Here is a 19,753-nt window from a genome sequence, read left to right as displayed (position 1 = left end):
TGCTGGAGCGTTACGGAAGGGGAGTAAATATCAAAGCGTGTTTGCATGAGGCGCTGGGGCACCCCATGCAACACGTAATTGGAACATAGCCTTTTTTATAGGGATTACACGGTGCGGGGACGCAGGTGGGCGTGCCAGCGGGCTTCCCACTTCTTGAACAGCCAGACGATGACGAAGGTCAGCAGCATGTAGAGCAGGCCTGCAGTCAAAAACGCCTCGAACGGGCTGTAGTAGCGGGAGTTGATGATCCGCGCCGCGCCGGTCAGGTCGACGATGGTGATGATGCCGGCCACCGCCGAGCCCTGCAGCATAAAGATCACCTCGTTGCTGTAGGCGGGCAGCGCACGGCGAAACGAGTTGGGCAATATGATGCGGGTCAGGGTCTGCCAGCGAGTCATGCCAAAGGCGTTGGCCGCTTCAATCTGCCCCTTGGGCATGTTGAGCACGGCGCCGCGCACTATCTCGGCGGTATAGGCCCCGGTGTTGAGGGTGAACGCCAGCAGGGCGCAGAACCAGGCCTGGGCGAACAGCTCCCAGGCGGCGCTGTTTTTCAGCCACTCCCACTGGGCGGCGCCATAGTAGATGATGAACAACTGCACCAGCAGCGGGGTGCCACGGAAGAAGTAGATGTAGGCCCAGATCGGCCCCTTGATCAGCCAGTTGCGGCTGTTGCGCAGGATACCCATGGGCACCGCCAGGGCCAGGCCGAGCACCAGGGATGCCGCCACCAGCAGTACCGTGGTGTAGAGCCCCTGCCAGTAGGTCGGCCACTCTTTGAGAATGATTGAGAAATCCATGGCTTACCTCGTCTTTATCGCATAGTGACGTTCGGCCCACTTGAGCGCCGAGGTCGAGACCGCAGTGAAGATCAGGAAGATCAGGGCCACCGCCATGTAGAAGGTGAAGGGCTGCTGGGTCGATCCCGCCGCCAGGGATGCTTTGCGCACCATGTCATCGAGCCCGATGATGGAGACCAGCGCCGTGGTTTTCAGCAGCACCAGCCAGTTGTTGCCAAAGCCCGGCAGGGCGTGGCGCATCATCTGGGGGAAGAGGATCCGCACAAAGACCTGGGTCGCCCGCATGCCAAAGGCGCGAGCGGCTTCCAGCTCTCCCTTGTCCACCGCCAGAATGGCGCCGCGGAAGGTCTCTGTCATGTAGGCGCCGAAGATGAAGCCGATGGTGGCCACCCCGGCCGCGAACGGGCTGATGTCGATGTAGTCGGGCAGCAGGGAGACCCACTCCTGGTTGGGATTGCTCGCCAGCAGGTAGTTGTTGTAGCTCTCGTTGACCCAGCTGCAGAGGCTGTTGATCAGCACCTGACCGCCAAAGAACAGCAGCATCATCAGCACCAGATCGGGAATACCGCGAATAACGGTGGTGTAGGTGGTCGCGATGCCACGTGCCCACTTGTAGGGGGATAACTTGGCCAGTGCCCCCAGCATGCCCAGCAACAGCGCCAGCAGCAGGGAGGCCAGCGCCACCTCCAGCGTGATCCAGGCGCCCTCCAGCAGGGAGGTTTCGTATCCTTTCAAATCAAACATATGCGGCTCCATTACAACTGATTGAGCGGGCTCGCCCATCCCAACATCCTTTCAAACCAAACACATGCAGCTCCATTGCAACTAAGCGGGCCCATCGCTCCCTTGCGAGAGACAACGGGCCCGATGACTACAGACGAGGGTCAACCTGTCGTGATGATTCGCCGCAATCCCGCCGGCTCCTACTCAGGGTAGCGAGCCGTTGGGGTTACTCGCCGTACACGTCGAAATCGAAGTACTTGTCGTTGATTTCCTTGTACTTGCCGTTGGCGCGCAGCGCCAGGATGGCAGCGTTGAATTTCTCTTTCAGATCCTTGTCAGCCTTGCGCACCGCGATACCGGCACCCTCGCCGAACCACTTGGGATCGGTCAGTTTCGGGCCGACGAACTCGTAGGCATCGCCACCTTCCTTCTTCAGCAGGCCATCGCTGATGGCAGCGGAGTCGGCCATCACATAGTCAACCCGACCGGATTTCAGATCGAGATAGGCTTCATCCGCAGTGCCGTAACGCTTGATGGTGGCGTTCGGGAAGTTGTCGGTGATGTAGGTATCCATGGAGGTAGCGCGTTGTACCGCAACTGTCTTGCCATCCATGAAGGCCTTGTCGAGCTTGACCTCGGTGCCTTTCTTGGCAGCAAAGCGGGCCGGAATGTGCTGGTACTTCTGGGTGAAGTCCACCTTCTTCTTGCGCTCTTCGGTGATATCCATGGTGGCGATAATGGCGTCATATTTGCGCGACAGCAGCGCCGGAATGATGCCGTCCCAATCCTGCTTGATCAGGGTACACTTCACCTTCATCTCTTCGCACAGGGCGTTGGCGATGTCGATGTCGAAGCCTTTCACCTCGCCACTGGGCTCGGTCCAGGAGAAGGGAGGATAAGCACCTTCGACCCCGATACGCACCTCTTTCCACTCCTTGGCCATCAGGCTGCCGGAAGACAGGGCAGTGACTATGGCAGTCGCCAGCATCAGCTTGTTCATGTATCTCTCCTTGATAAAGTCGTCGACTGTTGACGTTGCAGTTTGTTGAAGATAAATCCCGCCCATCAATAGATGGAAGAGATGAATTGCTTGAACCGTTCAGACTTGGGATGAGCGAAGATCTCCTTCGGATTGCCCTCCTCTTCCACGCGCCCCTGATGCAGAAACATTACCTTGTTCGACACATCACGGGCAAACGACATCTCATGGGTCACCACCAGCATGGTGCGCCCCTCCTCGGCCAGCTCGCGCATCAGGCCGAGCACCTCTCCCACCAGCTCGGGATCCAGCGCCGAGGTGGGTTCGTCAAACAGCATCACCTCGGGGTCTACCGCCAGCGCCCGGGCGATGGCCGCCCGCTGCTGCTGGCCGCCGGAGAGGTGGCCCGGATAGTAGTCGCGCCGCTCCCACAATCCCACCCGGTTGAGCAGGTGTTCTGCCTTGGCGATGGCCTCGGCACGAGGCACCTTCAGCACCTGGATAGGCACCTCTATGATGTTCTGCATGATGGTCATGTGCGACCAGAGGTTGAAGCTTTGAAACACCATGGCCAGCCGGCTGCGAATGCGCTCTACCTGTCGCATGTCCTCCGGCAGCCGCTCACCGGCCCGGTTGGATTTCATGCGAATAAGCTCGCCATGGAGTGAAACTGTGCCGGAAGAGGGCGTTTCCAGCAGATTGATACAGCGAAGAAAGGTCGACTTCCCCGAGCCGGAGGAGCCGATCAGGGAGATCACATCTCCCTTGTGGGCGGTCATATCGATGCCCTTGAGCACTTCGTGGGTGCCGAAATACTTGTGCAATTCACGAACTTCCAGTGCGGCAACGTCACTCATGCATTACAACCTTGTCTGTCCCTAGACGCCGCTACGGCGTGACTCACACCATCATGAATTTAACAAAAAGTTAACCGATGGCAACCTTCAGCGAAAATATCACTCGAATAGTTAAAAAACAATACAGAACAGAGGTCTTTGGTGTTTTGTCTGTGTTTTTATTGGTCTTGCTGGTATTTTTCAGCACTTTGTCTGCATAAAACTCTGTCCAACCCAGATGGGCGACACCGCCTTTTTATACCCTGATCGCAAGGGTGGCAAGAAAATTCCGACATCATGACAGGAAGATGGAGAAAACGACTTTATTCATCAAGCCACTGTTTGCATCTTGTTGAAAAATGGGCGAGGAGCTTGATTTTATTGCAGCTCTCTTGCTGCAAGTTCGCCGCACCAAGGTGGGCCTTTGAGACAAATGAGTGCAGGTTGTTGCACCAAAAACATAACAATCTGATAAAAAGCCCCGGATGAGCCATCCAAACACACAGAAATGTGACACAGAGCCAATAAGTAGTGATAAGGTGTTATTTTTATCAGTTTTTGTGATCGAGGCCCCGATGTTGCTCAATGTATTGCTGATCCTGCTGCCACTGGCAATCGGCTATCTAGTTCCCCTCTCCTCTGCCCGACTGATCAAGCTGGTCAACCAGAGTCTGGGCAAGATGGTCTACCTCATCCTGTTTCTGATGGGGCTGGGACTGGCCTATGTGGAAAACCTGGGCAGCAATCTGGCGGTGATCTTCAAGGTGGCCGGCGTGATGCTGACCGCCATCACCGTCTGCAACCTGCTGGCGCTCTGGTGGCTGGACAAGCGCAGCCCGCCGACCCATGAGGCCAGCGATGGCAAGATGCCAAGCAAGCTGCATCTGCTGTGGGAATCCCTCCAGCTCTGTTTTGTGGTGTTGGGGGGCGTGCTGCTGGGGTTGCTGGTCGATCTGCAAGCTCTGCCCATCGACAAGTGGAGCGAGTGGGCCCTGATGCTGCTGCTGTTTCTCATCGGGGTGCAGATGCGCAACTCCGGCATGCGGTTGCGCCAGATCCTGCTCAACCCCTGGGGCATGAAGATCGCCTTCACCGTTATCATCAGCAGCTGGCTGGGCAGTTTGCTGGCGGCCCAGTTGCTGGACATGCCATTCAGTCACGCCCTGGCCCTCAGCTCCAGCTTCGGCTGGTATTCGCTCTCCGGCATCCTGGTGGCCGACAAGCTGGGCCCGGTGCTGGGTTCTGCCGCCTTTATCAACGATCTGGGCCGCGAGCTTATCGCCATCCTCATCATTCCCATGCTAATGCGACGCCATCCCTCCGCTGCCATCGGCTACGGCGGCGCCACGGCGCTCGACTTCACCCTGCCGGTCATCCAAAAAACCGGCGGCATCCAGATGGTGCCTGTGGCCATCGTCTCCGGCTTTATCCTGAGTCTGCTCGGCCCCATCCTGATCCTGGGTTTCCTGGCGATCTAGGCCACACCTGCCGCCGCAGAATCAAAGAAGCCCGACATTGCTGTCGGGCTTCTTTCATCTGGATATACAACACTCTCGCGCTATCCGCCGTTTATCCGCGCCACTGACCGCCGCTCATCACCCGCTCGATGGCGAAAGAGTGGGGATGGATCAGCAGCAGATCCGCATCCTGCCCCACTCCGATCCTCCCTTTTGCGGTCAATCCCAGCGCGCGTGCCGGATGGGTACTCACCACCGCCAGCGCCACCTCGAGCGACACCCCGAGCTGGCAGGCGCGCACGCACTCCTGCCACAAGCTGGCAATCTGGCCGCAGCGCATCTCGATCAGGCGCCCCTCGCCATCAAAGCGCGGCAGGCTGGCGTTGGCATCTGAGCTGAAAGTAATGCGCTCGGCAGGCACGCCGGCGGCCAGCAACTCGATCAATCCATCGGCAGCCAGTCGTTCGCCATCCTCCACCAGATCGGGGAAGCTGGAAGTGGTGAGATCGACCCAGCCTCCCGCCTTGCCCCAGGCGATCGCCTCGGCAAACAGCCAGGGGTTGCGGTTGCAGTGGGTAGGATAGAGCTGGCACAGCGGAATGTCGGTTTCATCGCGCAGGGCCCGCAGCGGTGCCAGCGCCCCGCGGCCATCCCCCAGATGGAAGAAGCTGACGCCGCTCTTGCCCGAGAGCAGCCCGGCCACCCGCGCCTCGCCCACCAGCCGGGCCAGCTCGTCATGGGTGGGGGCGCTGGATCTGTGATCGCTGATGGCGACCTCCCCCACCCCCAAGACCTCGGGGATCAGGATGATGTCCGACTCCACCGCACCGGTGAGGGTCTTGACGGGCAGATGGTAGGAGCCGGTATACATGAAGGCGCTCACCCCGGCGGCGCGAAATTCACGCACCTTGCCGAGCACCTGGGCCGGCGTGCGGGTCAGGCTGTCGGTGCCGAGCGCCGCCACCAGCGTGGTCACCCCCGCCTTGAGGGCCTCCCCGGCGGCCAACTCGGGCGTGCGAAAACCAAAGCCCCCCTCGCCACCGCCCCCGGTGATATGGGCCAGCGGATCCACCAGTCCGGGAATCAGGTAGCAGCCACGCCCATCGACACGGCTCAGGGGCCAATTCGCAGGAACCGTCAACCCTTTGCCAATCCAGGCAATGCGGCCATCGGCCACCAGCAGATCCTGTTGCCCAAGGTGGGTAGGGCTGAATAGTTCGGCACCCTCGATCAGGGTCAACATCATGCTTGTTCCTTGTAAAAATGACCGCACCAGAAAAACGCGGCGATAACGCAATGTACCCATCACTCGTACACCAGTGAAAGCACTTCCTGACGATGTCTGAGTCTGCTCGGCATAGGCAAGCACGGTCGGATCCGCTAGTCTCACTCGCAATGCCCGTTTGCTGGTCGACATCCACCGTCATGAACTATCTGGCTCATTTGCATCTGTCCACCCATACCCAAAGTTCCCTCACCGGCAACCTGCTGGGGGATTTCGTCAAAGGCCCTTTGCCAAGCACGCTCGGTCCCGCCTTCGATGAGGGGATCTGGCTGCATCGCAAGATAGATGCCTTCACCGATGCCCACCCCGAGCACAGGGCGGCGGTGGCCTGCTTCGAGGCGCCCTGGCGCCGCTTTGGCGGCATCCTGGTGGACATGCTCTACGACCACTGGCTCAGCCTGCACTGGTCGCAATTTGGCGAGGTGCCCCTGCCCCGTTTCCTGCAGCAGAGTTATGGGCAGCTGCTGGCGGATCATCAGCGCCTGCCGGATGGCTTGCCTGTTGCACTCAAGCGGATGACGGAGCAGAACTGGATCGCCTCCTATCGTCACAGGGAGGGGCTCGGCCGTGCGCTCAACGGCATAGGCCACCGGCTGCGTCGCCCCATCTTGCTGGGCGATGCCCTCGCTACCCTGGACGAGGCAAGCTGGCACAGTGGCGAGCAGGGATTTCTGCGCTTCTATCCCCAGTTGATGCGCTTTAGCGAGCAGCAGCTCGCCCACTATCGCGAGACGGGCGACAGCGCCGGCTTGCGGCCATGAAAAAACCGGACCCAGGATCCGGTTTGCAGATAAAGGTGCACTGACGCAGGCCTTATTTCTCTTGCTGTGAAGGCTCACCCTTCTTCTTGCGAATGCTGAGCCCCAGCTCGCGGCCACGTAGGCGGGCATAATAGATGGTGCCGACGAAGGCGAGTATGGTGAATACCAGCTCCACCACCGCCAGCCAACGCTCTCCCTCGTCCGTGGTGATCAGGGTCAGGGCGTGCAGGAAATAGGGCATCAACACGAAGTTGCCCCAGGCGTGGGTGTAGGGGTTGCCCTGCACTATGCCCTTGAGCGGGAACAGCAGGGGCACAGTCCAGATCACCGGCAACAGCCAGGGATTGAGGTCCGGGTGAGGGGAGAGCCATGTATGCCAGAGGATGACCCACCCCAGCAGACCAAAGAAGCCGACCAGGGTCAGCAGACGGGCGAAGCGAGTGGTCACTTGAGGATCTCCAGCACCTGCTCGGGCGGACGGCCGATGCGGGCCTGACCATTCCTGATGACGATGGGGCGCTCGATCAGCTTGGGGTGCTGGTGCATGGCGCGGATCAGGGCATCGCCGTTCACCTCGCTCAGCCCCAGCTCCTTGTAGAGCTCCTCCTTGGTGCGCATCAGCTGGCGCGGATCGGTGAAGCCGAGCTGGCTCAGCAGGGTGCGGATTTGCGCCTCGCTCGGGGCCTGCTCCAGATAGAGCACCACATCAGGGGCGATCCCGTGCTGCTCCAGCAGGGCCAGGGTTTCACGGCTCTTTGAGCAGCGCGGATTGTGGTAAATTTGGGTCTCGCTCATGGTAACTCCCTGATTGATCGCAAGATGGGACAAGAAACGGCGCTATTGTAGGGGAAACTGATGGTCAGGGTAAGCGGCAGTGGAAAGGAATTGAAACGAATTTGTTGGCTGATTGTGGCCGCTCTGCTGAGCGCCTGCACCCCGACGCCCGAATTCACCAACGGTCAGGGCCAGCCGGCGACACTGGCGCAATTTGCCGGCCAGCCGCTGCTGGTCAACTACTTCGCCCCCTGGTGTGCCCCCTGCCTGCGCGAGTTGCCGCTGCTGGAGGCGTTGGCGCGGGAAGGCTCCCTCGCCGTAGTGGCCATTCACTATGACCCGAGCACCCCGGCCGAGCTGGCGACACTGGCGAGCCACTACCGGGTCACCTTTCCGCTGCTGATCGCCGATGATGCGGCAAGCTTGCCTTTCCCCCGCCCGGCCGGGTTGCCTACCAGCTATCTGCTCGATGCAGAAGGCAAGCTGCAACAGACGATCGTCGGCGAACTCGATGCACAGCAGATTGCCACCCTCAAGAAACAGGCGGCGGCATTTCGCTAGCGCCCCCCGCCACGCCTGGGAGCCGCCCACCACGCCGCCTTATGGCGCTCGGCACCCATGGAAAATGAAACGGGGTGCGTCATCGCTGACACACCCCGCGCTATCACGGCAGCCTGCTGAACTATCACCCTTTCAGGCTGTCGAGATCCTTCTTCGCCCGCTCCAGCTCTGTGATACGCGCTTCCAGCCTGGCCAGGGTCAGCTTGTCGCTGGTGGAGCCACGGGCCACGATCAGCTCATCGATGGCAGCCTGATAATCCCCGCGCAGGGAGAGCATCTCGGCCCGAGCCATGTGCAGTTCGGTCATGCGACCCGCCTTGCGATAGGCATCGGAGAGCAGGCTCCAGGCCAGGTTGTTCTCTTCGTGCTCGCGGGCGTAAGGGTCCAGGATGGCGATGGATTTCTTGTAGTTGCCCCCTTCCAGATAGGCGTTGCCGAGGTTGACCACCACCACTTCGTTGTCCGGCATGCGGGTACGAAACTTCTCCAGCCGCGCGATGGCCTGGGCGCTGCGCCCCTTGGCGAGATCGATGTCGGTGAGGGCATCCACCACGAACAGATCTTCCGGGTGACGGGTCGCCAACTCCTGCATCAGAGGATCGGCCTCGTCGGTGCGCTTGAGCTGCAACAACGCCAGCGCCTTGCCATAAATGGCCGCATCCTTGAGCGGATAATCTCCCTTCTGCAGGCGGTTGTCGAAATAGCTGAGCAGCGCCTGCGGGCTCTCGGTGCCATAACGCACCTGAATGCGGACCTTGGCCAGCCAGAAGTCCAGGCTGGGGGGCAGGTCCCGGCGAGCGTAACTGGACGCGCGGCCACGGGCTTCGGAGATCCGGGTCTCGGGCAGCGGGTGAGTCAGCAGCATCTCGGGCGGCTTGCTGGCATAGCGATACTCCGCTGCCAGTTTCTGGAAGAAATTGGCCATGCCCATGGGATCGAAACCCGCGTCATACAGAGTTTTCATGCCGATCCGGTCCGCTTCGTATTCGTTTTCGCGGGTATAGTTGATGGCCGATTGCATGGAGAGGCCGAGCGTCGTCTGCAGGGCGGCAATCCCGGCGGTGGGGTTGATCACCGCCAGCGCAATGGAGCCCACCAGCCCGGCCAGGGTCATGGCGGAGCTGCTCGCCTGCGCCTCCATGTAGCGGGCGATGTGGCGCTGGGTCACGTGGGTGATCTCGTGTGCCAGTACCGAGGCCAGCTCGCTCTCGCTGTCGGCATAGAGGAAGAGACCTGTGTGCACCTTGACCCGCCCGCCGAGGAAGGCGGCCGCGTTGATGCTGGGATCATTGATGAGGAAAAAGGTAAACGGAAAACGTACCCCATCGGCATTGGAGAGCAGGCGCTGCCCCAGATCATCGATGTACTGGCTCAATACGGGATCATCGATGATGGGCAGACCGGCCCGGGCGAAACGCATGAAGGCATTGCCATAGCGCACCTCCTGCTCGATGGGCAGGGCGGCCACCCCGGCGGTGCCGATGTCGGGAAGCTGGTTGTTCGCCTGGGCATGGAAGGTGGCGCCCATCAGGGAAGCCAGCAGGGGAAGCGATGCCATCAGGGGGGAAAAGCGTGCCACGTTATCTCTATCTCCATCAGAAGGGGCCTCGGCAGAATACCCTTGCCCCTCAAGGGCTACAAGCGTTGTTTCGTGCTCTCATCACGGCCATAATAGCCCCCTCATGCGCGATGGAGCCCTCATGGAACACCTCGATCTGACCCCCTGGCGCTGCCCCGAACCGCTGATCCAGCTCAAACTCTGGCTGCGTCAGGCCCAACCTGGTCAATCCCTGTCCATTCGACTGTCAGATCCGGGCTCCCGGCAGGATATTCCGGCCTATTTGCAACGCCAGGGCCATCCCTTCACGTTGCAGCAGGCACCGGACAATACGATCTCTTTGCAGTTGGTTGTCGGGGCGAAGACACCGTCATCGTCCCCGTAACGAAAGGATGCAGTCATGTTAGACGTTCTCAAACGCTGGTATCAGACCCGTTTCTCCGACCCCGATGCCGTTACCTTGTTCCTGCTGCTGGTGGCCTGCTTCGGCGTGCTCTGGCTGTTTGGCGATCTGCTGGCGCCGCTGTTGGTGGCGCTGGTAATGGCCTATCTGCTGGAATGGCCGGTGAGCCGGCTGCAGCGGGCCGGGCTCTCCCGCGCCCTCGCCACCAGCCTAGTGCTGCTGTTGTTCATCGCAGTGACCGTCATGGCATTCCTGGGTCTTATCCCGACGCTGGTAAGCCAGGGCATCAATCTGGCCAAAGAGTCCCCCGCCATGCTGGCCCATGCCCAGGACTATGTGCGCACCTTGCCGGAGAAATACCCAGAGCTCATCGACGTCACGCTGGTCGAGACCATCATAGACAACATTCGCCAGCGCATTCTGGCCGGTGGCGAACATCTGGTGAGCGCCTCCCTGAGTTCTCTGGTCAACGTCGTCGCCATCCTCATCTATCTCATCCTGGTGCCGCTAATGGTGTTCTTCATGCTCAAGGACAAGCGGGTGCTGATGAGCGGCCTGCGCCGCTTCCTGCCGCGCAACCGCACCCTGGTCAACCGGGTCTGGGTGGAGATGAACGACCAGATCATCAACTACATCCGGGGCAAGGTGATCGAGATCCTGATCGTTGGGGTCGCCACATATATCCCATTTGCCCTCATGGGACTGCGCTACTCGGTGCTGCTGGCGGTGGCAGTCGGTTTCTCCGTGCTTATCCCCTACATAGGGGCGGCGGCAGTGACGGTACCGGTCGCCATGGTGGCCCTGTTCCAGTGGGGACTGACCCCGGAGTTTACTTGGCTGATGGTGGCCTATCTGGTGATCCAGGCCCTTGACGGCAACTTGCTGGTGCCGGTGCTCTTCTCCGAAGCCGTCAACCTCCATCCGGTGGCCATCATCACCGCCGTTCTGATGTTTGGCGGGCTCTGGGGATTCTGGGGCGTCTTCTTCGCCATTCCCCTCGCCACTCTGGTCAAGGCCGTGCTCAACGCCTGGCCCAAGCGGGATGACGCCCCCCATCTTGGCACCTGACGGGGCACTTATCTTGCGCATCGGTTCATCTCCACAGGGCATCTCTTCGAAGATGCCCTGCATCGTCTGCCGGTTCATCGTGTTGGCTGTGTCAGCGCCCGGATAAAATGCGCTACTATCCAGATCCATGGTGTCAACCACCACACAACGACTCCTTACGCACATGGAACCGGAGAGACAATGACTCGACTTCACGGGTGCCGGCTTGCCAGCGCACTCACCGCCTTGATACTGCTCAGTGCTCCTGCTCATGCCGAAATCGATCTGGGTACCCTCGACGTGTTCGCCCACGACAGCCCCACCAGCCCCGTTCCCAAGGGGCTGGTGCTGGGGACGGCCGTCATCGGCGGGGATGCGCGCTACCAGGCGCAAGATGCCGCAGGCTACGTCATTCCCGGCTTTCTCTACTTTGGCGACCAGTTCATGTACCTGGGTGATCGGGCCCGTTACTACTTCTACAAGGATGATGCTCTGGCAGCCTACGGCTATGGCCGGCTGCGCTTTGGCAACCTGGATCCCGACGAATATACGCAGTTCAACGGCATGGAGCCGCGCAAGTGGGAGCTGGAAGGGGGGATGGGTGCCAGCCTGATCACTCCCTACGCCCTGCTCAGCACCCGCCTCAGTACGGATGTCACCGGGCGCAGCAACGGCCAGGAACTGTTGCTGTGGGCCGACTTTCCCATCATCCGCGACCGGCTGCTCATCATGCCCGGCATGGGGATGATGATCCGCAGCAGCAAGATGGCGAACTACTACTTTGGCGGCGTTTCCGAGAGCGAGGCCACGGCGCAACGGCCGGCATGGGACACGGGGACGACCCTCTCCCCCATGGTGGCCATTGTCACCAGCTACCGCTTCACCCCCAACTGGATCGGCATGTTCGCCGCCAACTACGAGCGCTATGATGAGGAAGTTCAGAACAGTCCCCTCGTTCAGCATCAGGGAGAGCTCTACGCCGGCTTCGGGATCGGTTATATCTGGTAAGCTGCGCCGCCGTCACCAGCAAGAAGGGAGCCCATGGCTCCCTTCTTTGTCAGTAACACTGCCGTGCCGGTATCAGAGTTCGGCCAGAAACGCCGCCAGGGCCTGATTGACGAAGACGGGATTTTCCAGCGACGAAATATGGCCCGCCGCCGGGATCTCCTTGAAGGGGCAACCCAGCACCTCGGCCATCAGATACCCTTCCAGCACGGGGCGTGCCTTGTCTTCGCAGCCGGTCATCACCAGCGCCGGCACAGCCATCTCTTCCAGCCAGTCGATGCGATCCTCGCGGGTCACGAAGCTGCGCCCCACCGCCACCATGGCGGCCACCTTGTCGGTCGGCCAGGTGGCGAGGCGAGCCTTGAAGCCGCTCATCAGGGCGGCGTCAGGCTGGTTGGCAAAGAAGATGGGGGCAACCTGTTCGATAATGGGTGCCGGCACGGTGCCGAGCAGCTCGATCATGCCCAGCATGCCGAGGTAACGTTCACAGGTGATCTGGGGCTCGAGGCCGACGAAGCTGTCCATCAGCACCAGGCCCTTGAGGCGACTTGGCGCCATGCTGGCCAGCTCCACACCCCACATGCCGCCGATGGAGAGACCTACCAGCACGCATTCGTCGATGCCGAGGGCATCGAGCAGGGCCAGGTGATCCCGCGCCAGGGTCGCCAGGGTACAAGGGCCTTCCGGCAGCAGGTCGGAATCACCGTGGCCCCAGAGCTCGGGCACTATGCAACGGTACTGGCTCTTGAGCGCGGCGACTTGTGGCGCCCACATGGCACTGTCCCACAGATAGCTGTGGCCAAACAGCAGCACCGGGCCCTGCCCCTCATCCAGATAGGCCATTTGGCGGCCCGCTATCTCCATAAATTGCTTCATGTTTTCTCCTGTTGCCAACTGCTGATAATGAGACGACAGTGCCAATTGCCATAAATGGCTTCATGTTTTTTCTATTGCCAGCGGCTGATGAGGCGGCAGTGTCAATCGCCATACATTGCCTCATGTTTTCTTCTGTTTCTGTTGCCCGCTATTAATGGGGCGGCAGTGTATCACGTCCCCCTTGGCAGTGGCGCCTCACTGGTGCAAGCTGAAAGTGACTCAAAGAAGTCACCCATGAAAGGATGCCAAAAGGAGAAGCGCATGGCGAAGGAGAAGAGCAAGAAGCGGCCGCGTCTGGACAAGAAGTGCTACGAGCACCACCTTGCCCACCTGCAAGAGGAGCTGGTCAAACTGCAGGAGTGGGTCAAACAGGAGGGACTCAAGGTGGTGGTGCTGTTTGAGGGACGCGATGCCGCAGGTAAAGGAGGGGTCATCAAGGCGATCACCGAGCCCCTCAACCCCCGGGTCTGCCGGGTCACGGCGCTGCCCGCCCCCTCGGATCGGGAGCGTTCCCAGTGGTATTTTCAGCGCTACGCCGCCCACCTGCCCGCCGCCGGCGAGATGGTGCTGTTCGACCGTTCCTGGTACAACCGGGCCGGGGTCGAGCGGGTGATGGGCTTTTGCAGCGATGCCGAATACCGCGAATTCCTGCGCGCCTGCCCCGAGTTCGAGCGGATGCTGATCCGCTCGGGCATCACCCTGATCAAGTACTGGTTCTCGGTGTCGGACGAAGAACAGGAGAAGCGTTTCAAGGAGCGCATCAACACCCCTATCAAGCGCTGGAAATTCAGCCCCATGGATCTGCAATCCCGCTCGCGCTGGGTGGAGTACTCCCGCGCCAAGGATGACATGTTTACCTACACGGACACGCAAGACAGTCCTTGGTTCGTGGTGGAAGCGGACGACAAGCGCCGGGCTCGCCTCAACTGCGTCGCTCACCTGCTCAGCAAGGTGCCCTACCAGGCAATCCACTACGAGCCCATCAAGCTGCCCCCCATCAACACCGAGGGCTATGAGCGCCCGCCCCTCACCAGCCAGACCTTTGTGCCCGATATTACCGTCGATCTCGAGTCCTGATCCCTGTCCCTCCGCCTGCCCGGCTTCCTAAACGGCAGGCAATAAAAAGCCGGTCTTGCGACCGGCAAAAAGGCATTGAATGTAGTGGAAAACCTCGGCGCCATCAGGCTCGGACATAGCGAGCCATGCGCGGGAAGGCTTGTTCATTGGCATCGAACAGGTAGCAGGCTTCGGCCGGAATGCCGACGCTGTACGCCTGACCCGTGGCCACGTCGATATCGGAGTGCGCCTTGACGGTGAAGTCGTGGCCATCCACATCCATATAGACGAAGGACTCGGCGCCCAGGTGCTCGGCTACCTGCACGACGCCGGTCACCTTGCTGTGTGCATGGGGGTGATCCAGGGTCACCAGGTGCTCGGGGCGAATGCCCAGCTCCACCTTGTCACCGACAGCGCCACGACGGGCATCCACCCGCGCCCGTACCGTATCGCCGGAGGTGAGCTTGACCACGCACTCCTGCTCACCGATTTCCAGCAACTCGCCCGCCAGGAAGTTCATCTTGGGTGAGCCGATGAAGCCCGCCACGAACTTGTTGTCCGGGTTGTGGTAGAGATCGAGCGGGGTGCCGAACTGCTCCAGGTTGGTCTCGGCGTCGCCCTTGAGCGGGCTCAGCACCACGATGCGGTTGGCCAGTGTCATGGCTTCCACCTGATCGTGGGTCACGTAGATGATGGTGGAGTTGAGCTCCTTGTGCAGCTTGGCGATCTCGATACGCATCTTGACCCGCAAGGCGGCATCCAGGTTCGACAGGGGTTCGTCGAACAGGAACACCTGGGGCTGCTGAACGATGGAGCGACCGATGGCCACCCGCTGGCGCTGACCGCCTGAGAGGGCCTTGGGCTTTCTGTCCAGCAGGGGCTCCAGGCCCAGGATCTCGGCTGCACGCATCACCCGCTTGTGGATATTCTCCTTGTCCATCTTCTTGAGTTTGAGGCCAAAGGCCATGTTCTCGTAGATGTTCATGTGCGGATAGAGGGCGTAGGACTGGAACACCATGCCCACGTTGCGCTCCACTGGCGGCACGTCGTTCATGTAACGACCGCCTATGGTCAGCTCACCGCTGGTGATGTCCTCCAGGCCCGCGATCATGCGCAGCAGGGTGGACTTGCCGCAGCCGGACGGGCCGACGAAGACGATGAACTCCCCTTCCTTGATGGACAGGTTGATGCTGCGCAGCGTGTCCTTGTGAACCGCCGGATCGTAATTTTTGCGAACGTTGTTGAGTACTACTTCAGCCATGACGAGCTCCGCTCTGAAATCTGTGCAAATCGTGATAGCGGGGGGAGTCTGCTCCCCCGGCCATTAAAACCATTAGCCGTTAATCGTTAACCTTTCACGCCACCGCCGGTGAGGCCACCGACCAGCCAGCCCTGCGATAGACCAGCAGGAACATCTTGGTGCTGGGGGCGTGGCGCATGCGGCAAGCACACTTAACCTTTCACACCACCGGCAGTGAGGCCACCGACCAGCCAGCGCTGCGCCATCAGGAACACCACAGTGATGGGCAAACCCGACAGCACGGCGGCGGCGGCGAAGTCACCCCACAGATAGTTCTGCGGATAGAGGTATTGCTGGGCACCGACCGCCAGGGTCAGGTTGTTCACATCCTGCAGCAGGATGGAAGCCACGGGCACCTCTGTGATGGTGCCGATGAAGGCCAGAATGAACACTACCGCCAAAATGGGCACTGACAGGGGCAACAGGATCAGGCGGAATGCCTGCCAGGGAGTCGCCCCATCGATGGCCGCGGCCTCTTCCAGGGAGGAGTCGATGGTCTCGAAGTAGCCCTTGATGGTCCATACGTGCAGGGCGATGCCGCCCATGTAGGCCAGGATCAGGCCACCGTGGGTATTGAGACCCAGCCAGGGCACATAGTCACCAATCTTGTTGAACAGCGCATAGATGGCCACCAGCGCCAGCACGGCCGGGAACATCTGGAAGATCAGCATCCCCTGCAATATGGTCTGCTTGCCACGAAAACGCAGACGGGCAAACGCATAGGCACAGGTGGTCGACAGCGTCACTATCATCAGCGCCGTGATGCCCGCGATCTTGATGGAGTTCCACAACCAGGTCAGCACCGGGAATGGCGGCGGCGTGATGCTGCCATCGGCGTTGGTGATGGACATGCCCAGCGCCAACTTCCAGTGATCCAGGGTCGGATTGGAAGGAATGACCTCCCCGACCGAGAAGTTGCCGTTACGAAACGAGATGGCAATGACCATGATCACCGGGAAGATGATCAGCGCCAGGAAGCCCCACATGACCAGGTGGGTTGCCCACACCCGGTATTTGACTGATTTGGGTTGTACGATAGCCATTGAGAAGCCTCCTTACTGTTGCTTGTCGGCTTTGGACAATTTCAGATTGAGCAGTGCAAGCGCGCCGACGATCAGGAAGATCGCGGTAGCGATGGCACTGGCCAGACCGTAGTCCTGACCACCCGAGCCCTGGAACGCGATCCGGTAGGTGTAGTTCACCAACAGATCCGTGGTCCCGGCCGGGGTACTGGCGCCTATGATGTCCGGTGCCCCGTTGGTCAACAACTGTATGAGTACGAAGTTGTTGAAGTTGAAGGCAAAGGATGCGATCAGCAGCGGAGTGAGCGGCTTCATCAAGAGCGGAACCGTGATCTTGAAGAAGTTCTGCACCGGACCCGCACCGTCCATGGCGGATGCCTCATAGAGATCTTCCGGGATGGCCTTGAGCAGGCCCATGCAGAGGATCATCATGTAGGGGTAACCGAGCCAGGTGTTGACGATGAGGATCATCACCTTGGCCAGGAAGGGAGTAGTGTACCAGTCCGGCTTGATGCCGAACGCCGCTTCCAGGAACAGGTTGATCTCGCCGAAGTTCTGGTTGAACAAGCCCTTGAACACCAGGATGGAGATAAACGCCGGTATCGCATAGGGCAGGATCAGCATGACCCGGTAGAAGCCGCGACCTCTGAGCTGCTCCCACTGCACCAGACACGCCATCACCATGCCGATAGCCAGGGTGAAGGCCACTGAACCGGCGGAGAAGATCACGGTCCAGACGAAGATCTGCATGAAGGGACCCTGAATACCCGGGTCTGTCATGATGCGCACGAAGTTTTTCCACCCCACGCTCACCACGAAACCGGGGGCCATGCCCTTGCCGACAAACTGTCCCTGCTCGTCGATGTATTGATAGAAGCCGGTGTCGCCGTTGGGCAGCATCAGTTCGCCGGTCTGGGTGTCACGCAGCAGGTTGCTGTCCTTGATCACCACCCCGGACTTGAGCACGGCACCATCCATCAGACGGGTGTACTGCTGCTTCTGGGCGGCAAACTTGCGCAGGCTGCTCAGGGTCAGGTGGGTGCCGCCGTCCGGTAATACCAGATCCAGCTCGCTCAGGTGAGTACGGTGGTCGACGATGGCACGGATGGGCGCCACCTTGTCCACGGCCTCCCCGGCAAAGGGTTGCAACGGGACAACCTGAACCGTGTCATGCACCTTGCCCTCGAGGACAGCCAGCTCACGGGCCTTGTTGTTCATCAGGGTAAGAGGTTGACTGATAAAGGATTGGTCGTCCTGTTTCAGCAGCAGCTGAAACTGATTGTTCTCACCACCCAGGAGGGTGAAATCGAATTCACCGCCCGCCACCTTATAGGTCTTTTTCAGATGGTAATCCCGTGCCTGCTCAAGAGAGAGCAGATTGGATCCTGAGTAGTTGGTGAAGGCGATGCCGATCGTGTAGGCAAGAGGGAAGATGATAAAAACAACCATGCCAGCCACACCGGGGAAGATATAGCGGTGGGCATAGGTCTTCTTGTTCATGAAGACATACAGACCGACGGACACCACCACCAGATCGAGCAGAGCGAATACCCACTCACCGCTGGCGTACATCATCACGGCCGCATAACCGTTGAGAATGGCTACCAGAGCAGCGATGGTCCACTTAAGCCAGGTGTGCTTATCCTTCGGACCGGCATAGGATTCAATAGAAGGTACTACTTCCATGCCAATTAACCTTTATAACGCCAAGAGAGATTTGAGAGAGTGGGAGGCCATTGCGGCCTCCCGGGTAGTGCATGCTTACTGAACGATACGCTTGGCAGCGGTATCCAGGGCTTCGTCAACGCTCTGACGGCCGGAAGTCACGTTCTTGAGGGCAGTTTCGAAGGAAGACCAGAAGCGGCTCATCTCAGGCACGGACGGCATCGGCTCGCCATTCTGGGCGTTCACCATGGTGGCCTTGATGTGCGGATCGGATTCCAGAGTCTTCTGGAAGGACTTCAGTGCCACGGCGCCCAGCGGCTTGTCGGCGTTGACCGGGGCCAGACCGGCGTCGGTCAGCAGATAGTTTTCCAGGAACTCGATGGCCAGATCCTTGTTCGGGCTGGCGGCGTTGATGGTGGCACCCAGCACGCCGACGAAGGCCTTGGCTGGCTTGCCTTTCAGGGTCGGCAGCGGCGCTACGCCGTACTTGATGCCGCTCTTGTCCAAGTTGCTCCAGGCCCAGGGACCATTGATCATCATGGCCACTTCGCCCTTGTTGAACTTGGCGTCCATCACCCCGTAGTCGATGCCTTTTTCCAGGTGACCGGACTTGATCATCTCGGAGATATAGCCAACACCGGCCTTGGCACCCGCGTTGTTCACGCCGGTGTCTTTCACGTCATAACCGGTCGCGGTTTTCTTGAAGGCGTAACCACCGTTGGCAGCTACCAGCGGATAGCTGAAATAGGGGGTGTCATAAGCCCACATGATGGCGCGCTTGCCATTTTTCTTCATGGTCTCGTCAAGCTTGGCGATCTCTTCGAAGGTTTTTGGCGGCTCAGGCAGCAGATCCTTGTTGTAAATCAGGCTGACGGCTTCCACCGCAACCGGATAACCGTAAGTCTTGCCATCGACCGTCATGGCATCCCATGCGAACTGTTCAAACTTGGCTTTGGTGGCTGCGTTCGGAGTAACTGGCACCAGCAGACCGGCCTTGACCCACTCACCGTAACGGTCGTGAGCCCAGAAGAAGATGTCCGGGCCGTTGCCGGTGGCAGCGGCTTGCTGGAATTTCACTTCCACCTGATCAGGGTGAGCAACCGTCACCTTGATGCCGGTTTCGGCTTCAAACTTCTTGCCGACTTCAGCCAGACCATTGTATCCCTTGTCACCGTTAATCCAGATGGTCAGTTGACCTTCGTCAATGGCGGCGGTGGCAGAGCAAGCCACGCCCAGAGTAGCCAGACCGATCAGGGATGACAGCAATTTCTTTTTCATGAGCCTTTCCTTGTATTAGTTCCGCGCTGTAAGAGCATTGTGTGCGAGATGAATATTATCCCAAGCCGTTACCGCCTCACATGACGCAACTCGCATTTTTGAAATGCAATTACGTATTTTCTTCCAAAAAGTTCTGAAAACATTTTCTTATTTCAGGGGGTTATCGCCATTTATTGGCATATCCCCCACCAAAAACAGAAATTAAACTACCAAATAGAAATAAAAATACACGAATGAAAGGGTTTTCACCTCATTGAAAACCCTTTCATGTTGGTTATTCTGTTTAATTTGTTAACAAAGCACCGAGTTGGTTTCGACGCCACTTCCCCCCTTAAATAAAAAGACACCGCAGCAGGCTGCGGTGTCTTTT

The 19,753-nt window shown here is 59.6% G+C and carries 20 protein-coding genes; 7 read left to right on the top strand and 13 right to left on the bottom strand.

Annotated features, from left to right (window positions below; all coding sequences use genetic code 11):
• Positions 1-104 precede the first annotated feature (104 nt).
• The 4 genes from ACW5XD_RS21835 to ACW5XD_RS21820 form a co-directional block, all read right to left on the bottom strand.
• The gene (locus ACW5XD_RS21835; protein ID WP_456496702.1) at positions 105-797 is read right to left on the bottom strand and encodes an ABC transporter permease; all 693 of its coding nucleotides are present in this window, start codon (positions 795-797) and stop codon (positions 105-107) included.
• Positions 798-800: 3 nt separating this feature from the next.
• Positions 801-1,541 (bottom strand): ABC transporter permease, encoded by a 741-nt coding sequence (locus tag ACW5XD_RS21830; RefSeq protein WP_456496701.1) that lies wholly within the window; start codon positions 1,539-1,541, stop codon positions 801-803.
• Between the two features lie 205 nt (positions 1,542-1,746).
• On the bottom strand, positions 1,747-2,520 hold the full coding sequence (locus ACW5XD_RS21825; RefSeq protein WP_456496700.1) for an ABC transporter substrate-binding protein: 774 nt from the start codon (positions 2,518-2,520) through the stop codon (positions 1,747-1,749).
• Positions 2,521-2,585: 65 nt separating this feature from the next.
• Positions 2,586-3,356, bottom strand: a complete 771-nt coding sequence (locus ACW5XD_RS21820; RefSeq protein WP_456496699.1) for an ABC transporter ATP-binding protein — start codon at positions 3,354-3,356, stop codon at positions 2,586-2,588.
• A 554-nt stretch (positions 3,357-3,910) separates the two neighbouring features.
• Here ACW5XD_RS21820 and ACW5XD_RS21815 point away from each other — a divergent pair.
• Positions 3,911-4,813 carry a lysine exporter LysO family protein gene (locus ACW5XD_RS21815; RefSeq protein ID WP_456496698.1) on the top strand — a complete coding sequence of 301 codons (903 nt, stop codon included), beginning with the start codon at positions 3,911-3,913 and terminating at the stop codon, positions 4,811-4,813.
• 91 nt (positions 4,814-4,904) lie between these two features.
• Here ACW5XD_RS21815 and iadA read toward each other — a convergent pair whose 3' ends face one another.
• On the bottom strand, positions 4,905-6,035 hold the full coding sequence (gene iadA / locus ACW5XD_RS21810) for a beta-aspartyl-peptidase (protein ID WP_456496704.1): 1,131 nt from the start codon (positions 6,033-6,035) through the stop codon (positions 4,905-4,907).
• A gap of 182 nt (positions 6,036-6,217) precedes the next feature.
• Between iadA and ACW5XD_RS21805 the strand changes: the two genes are divergently transcribed.
• A complete protein-coding gene (locus ACW5XD_RS21805; RefSeq protein WP_456496697.1) occupies positions 6,218-6,838 on the top strand; it encodes an acyl carrier protein phosphodiesterase in 621 nt (206 codons plus the stop codon).
• 52 nt (positions 6,839-6,890) lie between these two features.
• Here ACW5XD_RS21805 and ACW5XD_RS21800 read toward each other — a convergent pair whose 3' ends face one another.
• Both ACW5XD_RS21800 and arsC read right to left on the bottom strand, forming a co-directional pair.
• Positions 6,891-7,286: a DUF2069 domain-containing protein gene (locus ACW5XD_RS21800; RefSeq protein WP_456496696.1), complete on the bottom strand. Its 396-nt coding sequence runs from the start codon at positions 7,284-7,286 to the stop codon at positions 6,891-6,893.
• The gene (arsC, locus tag ACW5XD_RS21795; RefSeq protein WP_456496695.1) at positions 7,283-7,633 is read right to left on the bottom strand and encodes an arsenate reductase (glutaredoxin); all 351 of its coding nucleotides are present in this window, start codon (positions 7,631-7,633) and stop codon (positions 7,283-7,285) included. Before arsC ends, ACW5XD_RS21800 begins: the two co-directional genes overlap by 4 nt.
• Positions 7,634-7,693: 60 nt before the next feature.
• On the opposite strand from arsC, the gene ACW5XD_RS21790 reads away from it, so the two are divergent.
• Positions 7,694-8,173, top strand: a complete 480-nt coding sequence (locus ACW5XD_RS21790; protein ID WP_456496694.1) for a TlpA disulfide reductase family protein — start codon at positions 7,694-7,696, stop codon at positions 8,171-8,173.
• A 124-nt stretch (positions 8,174-8,297) separates the two neighbouring features.
• On the opposite strand, the gene bepA is transcribed toward ACW5XD_RS21790, so the two are convergent.
• Positions 8,298-9,752: a beta-barrel assembly-enhancing protease gene (gene bepA / locus ACW5XD_RS21785; RefSeq protein WP_456496693.1), complete on the bottom strand. Its 1,455-nt coding sequence runs from the start codon at positions 9,750-9,752 to the stop codon at positions 8,298-8,300.
• 121 nt (positions 9,753-9,873) lie between these two features.
• Here bepA and ACW5XD_RS21780 point away from each other — a divergent pair, with 121 nt between their 5' ends.
• The 3 genes from ACW5XD_RS21780 (at position 9,874) to ACW5XD_RS21770 (ending at position 12,189) form a co-directional block, all read left to right on the top strand.
• Positions 9,874-10,116, top strand: a complete 243-nt coding sequence (locus ACW5XD_RS21780) for a sulfurtransferase TusA family protein (protein WP_456496692.1) — start codon at positions 9,874-9,876, stop codon at positions 10,114-10,116.
• 15 nt (positions 10,117-10,131) lie between these two features.
• Positions 10,132-11,202: an AI-2E family transporter gene (locus ACW5XD_RS21775; RefSeq protein WP_456496691.1), complete on the top strand. Its 1,071-nt coding sequence runs from the start codon at positions 10,132-10,134 to the stop codon at positions 11,200-11,202.
• A gap of 180 nt (positions 11,203-11,382) precedes the next feature.
• Positions 11,383-12,189: a MipA/OmpV family protein gene (locus tag ACW5XD_RS21770; RefSeq protein ID WP_456496690.1), complete on the top strand. Its 807-nt coding sequence runs from the start codon at positions 11,383-11,385 to the stop codon at positions 12,187-12,189.
• Between the two features lie 72 nt (positions 12,190-12,261).
• On the opposite strand, the gene ACW5XD_RS21765 is transcribed toward ACW5XD_RS21770, so the two are convergent.
• Positions 12,262-13,062: an alpha/beta fold hydrolase gene (locus ACW5XD_RS21765; protein ID WP_456496689.1), complete on the bottom strand. Its 801-nt coding sequence runs from the start codon at positions 13,060-13,062 to the stop codon at positions 12,262-12,264.
• 261 nt (positions 13,063-13,323) lie between these two features.
• Between ACW5XD_RS21765 and ppk2 the strand changes: the two genes are divergently transcribed.
• On the top strand, positions 13,324-14,139 hold the full coding sequence (gene ppk2, locus ACW5XD_RS21760; protein WP_456496703.1) for a polyphosphate kinase 2: 816 nt from the start codon (positions 13,324-13,326) through the stop codon (positions 14,137-14,139).
• A gap of 103 nt (positions 14,140-14,242) precedes the next feature.
• On the opposite strand, the gene ACW5XD_RS21755 is transcribed toward ppk2, so the two are convergent.
• The 4 genes from ACW5XD_RS21755 to malE form a co-directional block, all read right to left on the bottom strand.
• Positions 14,243-15,379: an ABC transporter ATP-binding protein gene (locus tag ACW5XD_RS21755; RefSeq protein ID WP_456496688.1), complete on the bottom strand. Its 1,137-nt coding sequence runs from the start codon at positions 15,377-15,379 to the stop codon at positions 14,243-14,245.
• A 191-nt stretch (positions 15,380-15,570) separates the two neighbouring features.
• Entirely contained in the window at positions 15,571-16,461 is an 891-nt protein-coding gene (malG, locus tag ACW5XD_RS21750) for a maltose ABC transporter permease MalG (RefSeq protein ID WP_456496687.1), read from the bottom strand.
• Between the two features lie 12 nt (positions 16,462-16,473).
• A complete protein-coding gene (gene malF / locus ACW5XD_RS21745) occupies positions 16,474-18,126 on the bottom strand; it encodes a maltose ABC transporter permease MalF (RefSeq protein WP_456496686.1) in 1,653 nt (550 codons plus the stop codon).
• A gap of 75 nt (positions 18,127-18,201) precedes the next feature.
• Positions 18,202-19,383 carry a maltose/maltodextrin ABC transporter substrate-binding protein MalE gene (gene malE, locus ACW5XD_RS21740; protein ID WP_456496685.1) on the bottom strand — a complete coding sequence of 394 codons (1,182 nt, stop codon included), beginning with the start codon at positions 19,381-19,383 and terminating at the stop codon, positions 18,202-18,204.
• Positions 19,384-19,753 lie beyond the last annotated feature (370 nt).

The organism is Aeromonas enterica, from assembly GCF_054052465.1.
This window is presented reverse-complemented; position numbering and strand designations above follow the sequence as displayed.

What these genes read in the sequence shown, in the direction of transcription:
- ACW5XD_RS21835 (WP_456496702.1), bottom strand. Translation starts at nt 797, where the DNA reads ATGGATTTCTCAATCATTCTCAAAGAGTGGCCGACCTACTGGCAGGGG.
- ACW5XD_RS21830 (WP_456496701.1), bottom strand. Translation starts at nt 1,541, where the DNA reads ATGTTTGATTTGAAAGGATACGAAACCTCCCTGCTGGAGGGCGCCTGG.
- ACW5XD_RS21825 (WP_456496700.1), bottom strand. Translation starts at nt 2,520, where the DNA reads ATGAACAAGCTGATGCTGGCGACTGCCATAGTCACTGCCCTGTCTTCC.
- ACW5XD_RS21820 (WP_456496699.1), bottom strand. Translation starts at nt 3,356, where the DNA reads ATGAGTGACGTTGCCGCACTGGAAGTTCGTGAATTGCACAAGTATTTC.
- ACW5XD_RS21815 (WP_456496698.1), top strand. Translation starts at nt 3,911, where the DNA reads ATGTTGCTCAATGTATTGCTGATCCTGCTGCCACTGGCAATCGGCTAT.
- iadA (WP_456496704.1), bottom strand. Translation starts at nt 6,035, where the DNA reads ATGTTGACCCTGATCGAGGGTGCCGAACTATTCAGCCCTACCCACCTT.
- ACW5XD_RS21805 (WP_456496697.1), top strand. Translation starts at nt 6,218, where the DNA reads ATGAACTATCTGGCTCATTTGCATCTGTCCACCCATACCCAAAGTTCC.
- arsC (WP_456496695.1), bottom strand. Translation starts at nt 7,633, where the DNA reads ATGAGCGAGACCCAAATTTACCACAATCCGCGCTGCTCAAAGAGCCGT.
- ACW5XD_RS21790 (WP_456496694.1), top strand. Translation starts at nt 7,694, where the DNA reads ATGGTCAGGGTAAGCGGCAGTGGAAAGGAATTGAAACGAATTTGTTGG.
- ACW5XD_RS21780 (WP_456496692.1), top strand. Translation starts at nt 9,874, where the DNA reads ATGGAACACCTCGATCTGACCCCCTGGCGCTGCCCCGAACCGCTGATC.
- ACW5XD_RS21775 (WP_456496691.1), top strand. Translation starts at nt 10,132, where the DNA reads ATGTTAGACGTTCTCAAACGCTGGTATCAGACCCGTTTCTCCGACCCC.
- ACW5XD_RS21770 (WP_456496690.1), top strand. Translation starts at nt 11,383, where the DNA reads ATGACTCGACTTCACGGGTGCCGGCTTGCCAGCGCACTCACCGCCTTG.
- ACW5XD_RS21765 (WP_456496689.1), bottom strand. Translation starts at nt 13,062, where the DNA reads ATGAAGCAATTTATGGAGATAGCGGGCCGCCAAATGGCCTATCTGGAT.
- ppk2 (WP_456496703.1), top strand. Translation starts at nt 13,324, where the DNA reads ATGGCGAAGGAGAAGAGCAAGAAGCGGCCGCGTCTGGACAAGAAGTGC.
- ACW5XD_RS21755 (WP_456496688.1), bottom strand. Translation starts at nt 15,379, where the DNA reads ATGGCTGAAGTAGTACTCAACAACGTTCGCAAAAATTACGATCCGGCG.
- malG (WP_456496687.1), bottom strand. Translation starts at nt 16,461, where the DNA reads ATGGCTATCGTACAACCCAAATCAGTCAAATACCGGGTGTGGGCAACC.
- malF (WP_456496686.1), bottom strand. Translation starts at nt 18,126, where the DNA reads ATGGAAGTAGTACCTTCTATTGAATCCTATGCCGGTCCGAAGGATAAG.
- malE (WP_456496685.1), bottom strand. Translation starts at nt 19,383, where the DNA reads ATGAAAAAGAAATTGCTGTCATCCCTGATCGGTCTGGCTACTCTGGGC.